General features: G+C 63.1%; 5 protein-coding genes and 1 pseudogene. 5 read left to right on the forward strand and 1 reads right to left on the reverse strand.

What is annotated here, in order from left to right; translation table 11 throughout:
* Positions 1–161: 161 nt before the first annotated feature.
* Positions 162–383 (forward strand): hypothetical protein, encoded by a 222-nt coding sequence (locus tag ACIREA_RS23995; protein WP_397384870.1) that lies wholly within the window; start codon positions 162–164, stop codon positions 381–383.
* Positions 384–516: 133 nt separating this feature from the next.
* On the forward strand, positions 517–831 hold the full coding sequence (locus ACIREA_RS24000) for a hypothetical protein (RefSeq protein ID WP_397384871.1): 315 nt from the start codon (positions 517–519) through the stop codon (positions 829–831).
* A gap of 38 nt (positions 832–869) precedes the next feature.
* Here ACIREA_RS24000 and ACIREA_RS24005 read toward each other — a convergent pair whose 3' ends face one another.
* Positions 870–1,304, reverse strand: a complete 435-nt coding sequence (locus ACIREA_RS24005; protein ID WP_397384872.1) for a hypothetical protein — start codon at positions 1,302–1,304, stop codon at positions 870–872.
* Positions 1,305–2,006: 702 nt separating this feature from the next.
* Between ACIREA_RS24005 and ACIREA_RS24010 the strand changes: the two genes are divergently transcribed.
* From ACIREA_RS24010 to ACIREA_RS24020, 3 genes and pseudogenes are all read left to right on the forward strand, one after another.
* Positions 2,007–3,968: a DUF6600 domain-containing protein gene (locus ACIREA_RS24010; RefSeq protein WP_397384873.1), complete on the forward strand. Its 1,962-nt coding sequence runs from the start codon at positions 2,007–2,009 to the stop codon at positions 3,966–3,968.
* Between the two features lie 411 nt (positions 3,969–4,379).
* Positions 4,380–5,213 (forward strand): hypothetical protein, encoded by an 834-nt coding sequence (locus ACIREA_RS24015; RefSeq protein WP_397384874.1) that lies wholly within the window; start codon positions 4,380–4,382, stop codon positions 5,211–5,213.
* A 458-nt stretch (positions 5,214–5,671) separates the two neighbouring features.
* Positions 5,672–6,348: pseudogene (locus tag ACIREA_RS24020) on the forward strand (hypothetical protein); the annotation flags it as partial.

Consider the following 6,348-nt stretch of genomic DNA (forward strand, 5'->3'; position numbering starts at 1 on the left):
CAGACGACCGAAGGGAGCCCGGAGGGTGAGCGAAGCGAATCAATGACGAATGGTGGAGCTAAAGGGATTCGAACCCCTGGCCTTCTCACAGCGCAGGAGAACAGGCATCCCGCATCCAAGGACGTGGTTGATCTGAGCAGGCTGAGACATTAACCTCAAGCATGTCCGACCACGATATCCAAGTGCTCGAAAGCCAGTTCCCTGCCCTGTCAGGCCAGGCTTTTGCGGCAGCGCGTGCGCAGGTGCTGGCTTCGGGGCAGAGCGTGCTGCAGAGCGAAGGCGCGTTTGTTTATCGCGTCTTTCCAGACGGGCGCAAGGAAGTGGTGAAGGCGATCGAGCCGCCCACCCGTGTGAAATCCGGCACGGTTTACACGATCAAGTGAGCGGGACGACGCCCAGAATGCGGATGTTTGCCGGGCCGAACGGTTCTGGAAAGAGTATGCTGAAGTCTTACCTGCCCGAGCCTCTGCTGGGGGTGTACCTGAACCCCGATGAGATCGAGAAAGCGGTGAGAGAGTGCGGCTAGGTGGACATGCAGAGTTCGGCATCGAGACGACAGCGGAGGAGGTGCTGCCGCTCATTACAGGCTCTGATTTTCTCAACCGGCAAGGGTTTGCGGAAGCTGCCAAGGGCCTGAGTTTTGCCGAAGGCAGGCTGTGCTTTCCACCCGGAGTGATCAACAGTTACTTTGCCTCGGTGGTGGCGGATTTTTTGCGTCACCGGCTGCTGGCGTCGCAACGGACCTTCACCTTTGAGACGGTGATGTCCCACCCCGGCAAAGTGGCGCTGCTGCAGAAGGCGCAGGAGGCAGGCTACCGGACCTATCTCTAGGCAGGCTCCACTGCCCTGTGCGGTGAATGCGGGATGATTCAGTTCAGGATCTGCAGGAGGACGCGGCTGCAGAGGAGGAGGATCACGGAGGCGTAGATGATGGCGCAGACGGTGTCCTCTGGATGTGTGACGCGCCGGGCGGTGCTGGGCGCGGATTCATTGAAGGTGAAGGGCGGCATTGGAGATGTCATGGTCGTGGTGAGTGCGGGGTGGATGACGTCTGCGCCGGAGGGCGGAGGAGGCGGTGATGGACAGCCCCAGACTAACCTGCCGCAGAGGGAGTGCCGATGAGTGAAAGCTTTATATTTGGGACGGGGGGTGGTGAGGGGGACGAGGGGGTAGGATTCGCCGGGGTTGGGAGGGTTTGAGGTGCGTGGACGCGCTGGTTGGTGGGTGAGCGTGGAGGGATCGGGACGATCCCTCTCCGCCGGAGCGCTGACGCGTTCGTTCCGCAGTTCGCGGCCGCAGTCCATGTGGGAATGTGATCATCCAGCGCGGATTTGGAGTGCGGCTGCACAACCCTGAAAGGGTGAAGCTACCGCTTTCGAGCGTCTGGTGGTGGGCGTGGGGTGACTGGCTTGCGTGGAATGCCCGGCCACCACTTTCGAACATTTGCTGGTATGCGTGAGTCACCGAGGACGGCGAAGGCGGTGGCTGCGTTCGTGCCTCACTCCGCGACCGCAGTCCATATCAGAGGCGTGGGCATGCGGTGCGGATTTGGAGTGCGGCTGCGCAACCCTGAAAGGGTGAAGCTGCCGCTTTCGGGCGTCTCGTGGTGGGCGTGAGGTGAGGGGGCTGAGAGGGATTGGAGGCTGCCGCTTTCGGACATTTTCTGGTATGTGTGTGTCACCGAGGACGGCGAAAGCGGTGGCTGCGTTCGTGCCTCACTCCGCGACCGCAGTCCATATAAGGGGAGCGCTGCATTGCAGCGGGGCTGCTCTGCCGGGACCCGTTGCGGCGCAACTGGGCTGCTTTGGCCAGATCCCAAAAGGCAGGGTTTCACCCCATGGCGGTGTGGGTGGGTGCTCCTCTACGCTGAGGGTGTCTGCGCAGGTGGGTGTGAATAAAAAACATCCATCTCGCGTTCAAAATGCGAACCTCAAGGTGTGGGACGCATGCTGTGTCCCCTGCCCTGCTCTTTTGTTTCTCCCCAACTCTTCTCCTTTTTCCCAACCATGAAACGTTCTTTGATTCTCTTATTCGCGGTGCTGATCGCAGCGGTGGCTCCGCTGGCACCGGCGCGGGCGCAGTCGGGCGGTGATGCGCTGCCGATCGAGTTTGTGTATGATGCGCTGGGCCCCTATGGGGACTGGATTTACACGCCGAACTACGGGTATGTGTGGCAGCCGCTGGCGTCGCAGCAGCCGGGGTGGTCGCCGTATGCGGATGGGAGCTGGGCGTTTACAGATGCGGGCTGGACGTGGATCTCGAACGAGGATTTTGGCTGGCTGACGTATCACTATGGCCGGTGGATCCGCCTGATGGGAAACTGGATGTGGGTGCCGGGGAATGAGTGGGCGCCGGCGTGGGTTTCATGGCGGCAGACGCAGGGGCAAATAGGCTGGGCGCCGCTGCCGCCGGAGGCGATGTGGTCGCCAAACGTGGGCTTTGGCGGCTGGACGGACAGCTACTACGATGTGGGCCCGGCTTATTACAATTTTGTGCCGGTGGGCCTGTTTGCGAGCAGTGGATCGATACTGTCCTACATCTTGGATCGCAGCCGGAACTTCACGTATTACGATCAGTCGGTGAACGTGACGCACACCGTGTTTCAGCAGAATGTGATGAACCACATCTTTGTGGGCGGGCCGGACCCGCAGCGGATCAATGGCATGGGCGGGAATCAGGTGCGGCGGCTGACGCTGCGGCATGATGAGGAGGGCTTTCGCCGGAACTGGATGGACCGCCCGGGCGGCGGACCACCCCGTGGCGAGGGCGGGCGGTCGAGGATCGAGCGCGGGCAGCTGCTGGTGGCGGCACCGAGCTTCCGCAGGGATGCCTCGCAGGGTCTGCCTTCGCGGGTGCGGGAGTCTCTGGAAAAGCCGGTGACGGATCGCGGCTGGCAGGGCGGAGCGGATACGCAGCGTCTGCGCCAGAAGCAGCGCGATGACTTGGAGCGCACACGCCCGGCCATCCTGCCGGAGAAACGCGTGCTGCCTGCCACGAGCACCGCACCGCCACCGGCCACGGGCCGCGTGCTGAATGCGGAGGAGCGCCGTGGCCGTGGTGGTAATGCGCCTGGGACGATGCCGCCGAATGCGGACAATCGCCCGAAGAAGGACGACGAACGCCAGCCGATGACACCGAAGAATCCCCTGCCCCCTGGCGGACCTCCCGGCGTGCCGCCTCGCACACCCACGGTGCCCGGAGCTGGGACCGTGCCGCCTGCAGGACGCCCACGCAGCAATGACCGCCCTGACAAGGATCTGCCTCCGGGGCAGCGCCCGGGCATGAAGCCCGGCCAGCCGCAGGATGAGCGCCCCGTGATTCCACCCGGCAAGCCGCAAGATGACACGCCGAAGCAGCGCCCGGGCATGAAGCCTGGGGTTCCACAGGGCGATCGCCCCGTGATTCCACCCGGCAAGCCGCAGGATGATTCGCCCAAGCAGCGCCCGGGCATGAAGCCTGACGAGACTCCGGGCCGCAGACCGGGTGAAAGGAACTCCCCTGCCCCCGATGGCGCTAGGCCGGGCATTCCGAAGATGCCGCAGGTGCCACAAACGCCGCAGGTGCCCAAGCGCCGCGAGCCGCAGGCTCCACCGCCCGTGGTGGTGCCGACTCCGGGCCAGCCGCCGGGTGCGGGAAGGCAGCCGGGCTTTCCGGGTCGTCGTCCTGGGCAGCCGGGGAATGCGCCGCCGCAACAGCAGCGCCCGCAGCAGCCGCCTTCGGTGCCGGTAGCGCCGCCGCGTGTGATGCCTGTGCCGGTGCCGCAGCGTCCGCCTCAGGCTCCTCCCCAGCAACGTGTGCCGCAGGCTCCTCCGCAGCAGCGTCCGCAACAACCACCTCCCCAGCAGCGCCCACAACAACCCACTCCCCAGCAGCCACCGCCGGTGCGTGTGCAGCCGCCGCAGCAGCCCCCTGCCGCGCCCGGAGTGCCGAATGCGCCGCAGGAACCGGGTGGCCGGAGAAGGCGGTAGAGGCGTGTGGGGAGGCTGTGAATGGCTGCGATTTATTCGTCGGTATTTTGTCAAGTATTTGCACACTGACCCCCTTTTGAAGGTTGCGGCAATGACGCAAAATGGGGTCAGGATGCAAATTCTTGACAGATTGGCGCTGCGGTCATCCTGGGCCTATTCCTGAGATCTTTTGAGTGATCTTGCGTACCTATGGCTGCGGATGGAGGCCTAGCTTGTTTTGACATTTTTTTGAAGACCCGGCGCTTTCCTGCCGCTTTGGATTTGCGCGGAGTGCGAACGGAGAACGGGGATCCACTTGCGGTGCTGCTGGGTTTCTCTGGGTGAGGCCAGGAGGCAGTGGTGCGCGTTTTTGCCCCCCCTGCATCTGTGGGGGTTTTCGGCTTTGGGGTTGTGGTGGACTGATGGGGCCTCATGAAATCCAAACTCTTGTCTGTTGTTCTGTTCGCCTCTGCGCTGCCTGCCAGCGCGGAACTCATCATCACGTATGCGGAGAATCCGGAGTCGAACCTCTCGTCGCTGGCCAACACGAATGTCTTTACCTTTAACGATCTGTCGAAGGGGGTGGACAAGAATGTGGCGTGGAAGGGGGTGGGAACGTTCAACCAGCTCTATGTGAAGGGAACGGACATGTACGGCGGTGCGGTGGATGCGGCAAATCCGAAGGGATCGCTGTATTCGCTGCAGGGCGCGGGCACGGAGGTGCTGAGCAGCACGCTGTCGCTGGACAAGAGCTCGTCCTACTTTGGCATGTGGTGGTCTGCGGGAGATCCGAACAACAAGCTGGAGTTTTACAACGGCTCGAAGCTGGTGGGTGCTTTCACCACAGCAAGCCTGATGGAGAAGCTGCCAGACACCTACCTTGGCAATCCGAAGGACAGGTCACTGGACCGCTACGAGGCCTTTGGTTTCATCAATTTCTTTGGCGATCCGAACACGACTTGGAACAAGATCGTGCTGAGCAACAACAACTCGTCGGGCTTTGAGTCGGACAACTACACGACGCGCGTGGCGGCGTGGGATCCCCTGGTGGACGGGGTGCTGCCGGGCGTGCCGGTGGCGCTGGTGAGCGGCACGACGACGAAAGTGGTGACGAAGGAATCGCTGGCGGGCACGCAGTGGAGCCTGGGGAAATCGCCGGTGGGCGCGGCTCCGGGGGCACCGGCTCCTCCGGTGACGCTGCTGGCGGCCTTTGCCGGTGTGCTGGGCCTGCGCCAAGTGCGCACACGTCTGCGCAAGACGGTGTGATCGGGTGTGTGGAAATGCGGCTGCGGATAGCGGCGTGAATTTGCGTGGCAGGTGCCTTCGGGTGCCTGCCACGTTGTATTTTGTCCTGCTATGGCTGTGGGGTGTTTGTTTTTCAGGTGCTGGGGGTGTGTGGCAAGTGGGTGGTGAGGTGGAGTGGGCGCTGCTTTTTGGCAGGAGCCTCTGGGCTGGGAGTCTCATTGCTGGGAGCACCGATATTTTATCGGCTCTGGTCGAGCGTCCTTGGGGCTGCGGCAAGGAAAGAAGCTCATGGGTCATGCGGCGGTCTTTCTCTCGGCGGAGCTTCCCGGAACCGTTTAAAAAACGGCGCTCCCAGGACGGATGGCTGGGCTGCGTTGGGTGGTCGTACGCTGGGGGAACGTGAGTGTGTCGGACCTCGATGCCCCCCCTGCATCTGTGGGGGTTTTGGGTGGGGAAATCGGCGTGACTTTGGGGGCCCTATGAAATCCAAACTCCTGTCTGTCGTTCTGTTCGCCACCGCGCTGCCTGCCTTCGCGGAGGACTCCACTTCTTTGAAAACCTCCACTGCGGAAGCCGCTTCGCTTTCGAAGGAGTCGGATGAGGCGAAGAAAGCCGAAGAGGCCAAGTTGGCTGCGGCAATGACCCCGGAAGAAGCCAAGAAGGCTGAGGAAGTGAAGAGAGCCGAAGAGGAGAAGAGGCTCGCAGCGATGTCCCCGGAAGAGGCCAAGAAGGCTGAGGAACAAAAGCGGGCCGAGGAGGCCAAGCAAGCCGAAGAGGCGAAGAGGCTCGCAGCGATGTCTCCGGAGGAGGCCAAGAAGGCTGAGGAAATGAAGCGGGCCGAGGAAGCCAAGCAAGCCGAAGAGGCGAAGAAGCTCGCAGCGATGTCTCCGGAGGAGGCCAAGAAGGCTGAGGAAATGAAGCGGGCCGAGGAAGCCAAGCAAGCCGAAGAGGCGAAGTCGGCGACAGATGTGGCGGCAGCGGGTTCTCAGACTGGCACCGGCACTGGCGCGAGTTCGGGTCCAGGCTGGACCTCGGGTGCGGGCACGGCGGCTGACGCGGCCCTGGCAACCTCAGCGGTGGGCGCGGCCCCGGGTGCGCCGGCTCCTCCAGTGACGCTGCTGGCCGCCTTTGCCGGTGTGCTGGGTCTGCGCCAGGT

It is taken from the genome of Prosthecobacter sp. (assembly GCF_044373815.1).
GTDB lineage: Bacteria > Verrucomicrobiota > Verrucomicrobiia > Verrucomicrobiales > Verrucomicrobiaceae > Prosthecobacter.

Excerpts from the sequence above, each read along its gene's own strand:
- ACIREA_RS24015 (WP_397384874.1), top strand. The coding sequence starts at position 4,380 with ATGAAATCCAAACTCTTGTCTGTTGTTCTGTTCGCCTCTGCGCTGCCT.
- ACIREA_RS23995 (WP_397384870.1), top strand. The coding sequence starts at position 162 with ATGTCCGACCACGATATCCAAGTGCTCGAAAGCCAGTTCCCTGCCCTG.
- ACIREA_RS24005 (WP_397384872.1), bottom strand. The coding sequence starts at position 1,304 with ATGGACTGCGGCCGCGAACTGCGGAACGAACGCGTCAGCGCTCCGGCG.
- ACIREA_RS24010 (WP_397384873.1), top strand. The coding sequence starts at position 2,007 with ATGAAACGTTCTTTGATTCTCTTATTCGCGGTGCTGATCGCAGCGGTG.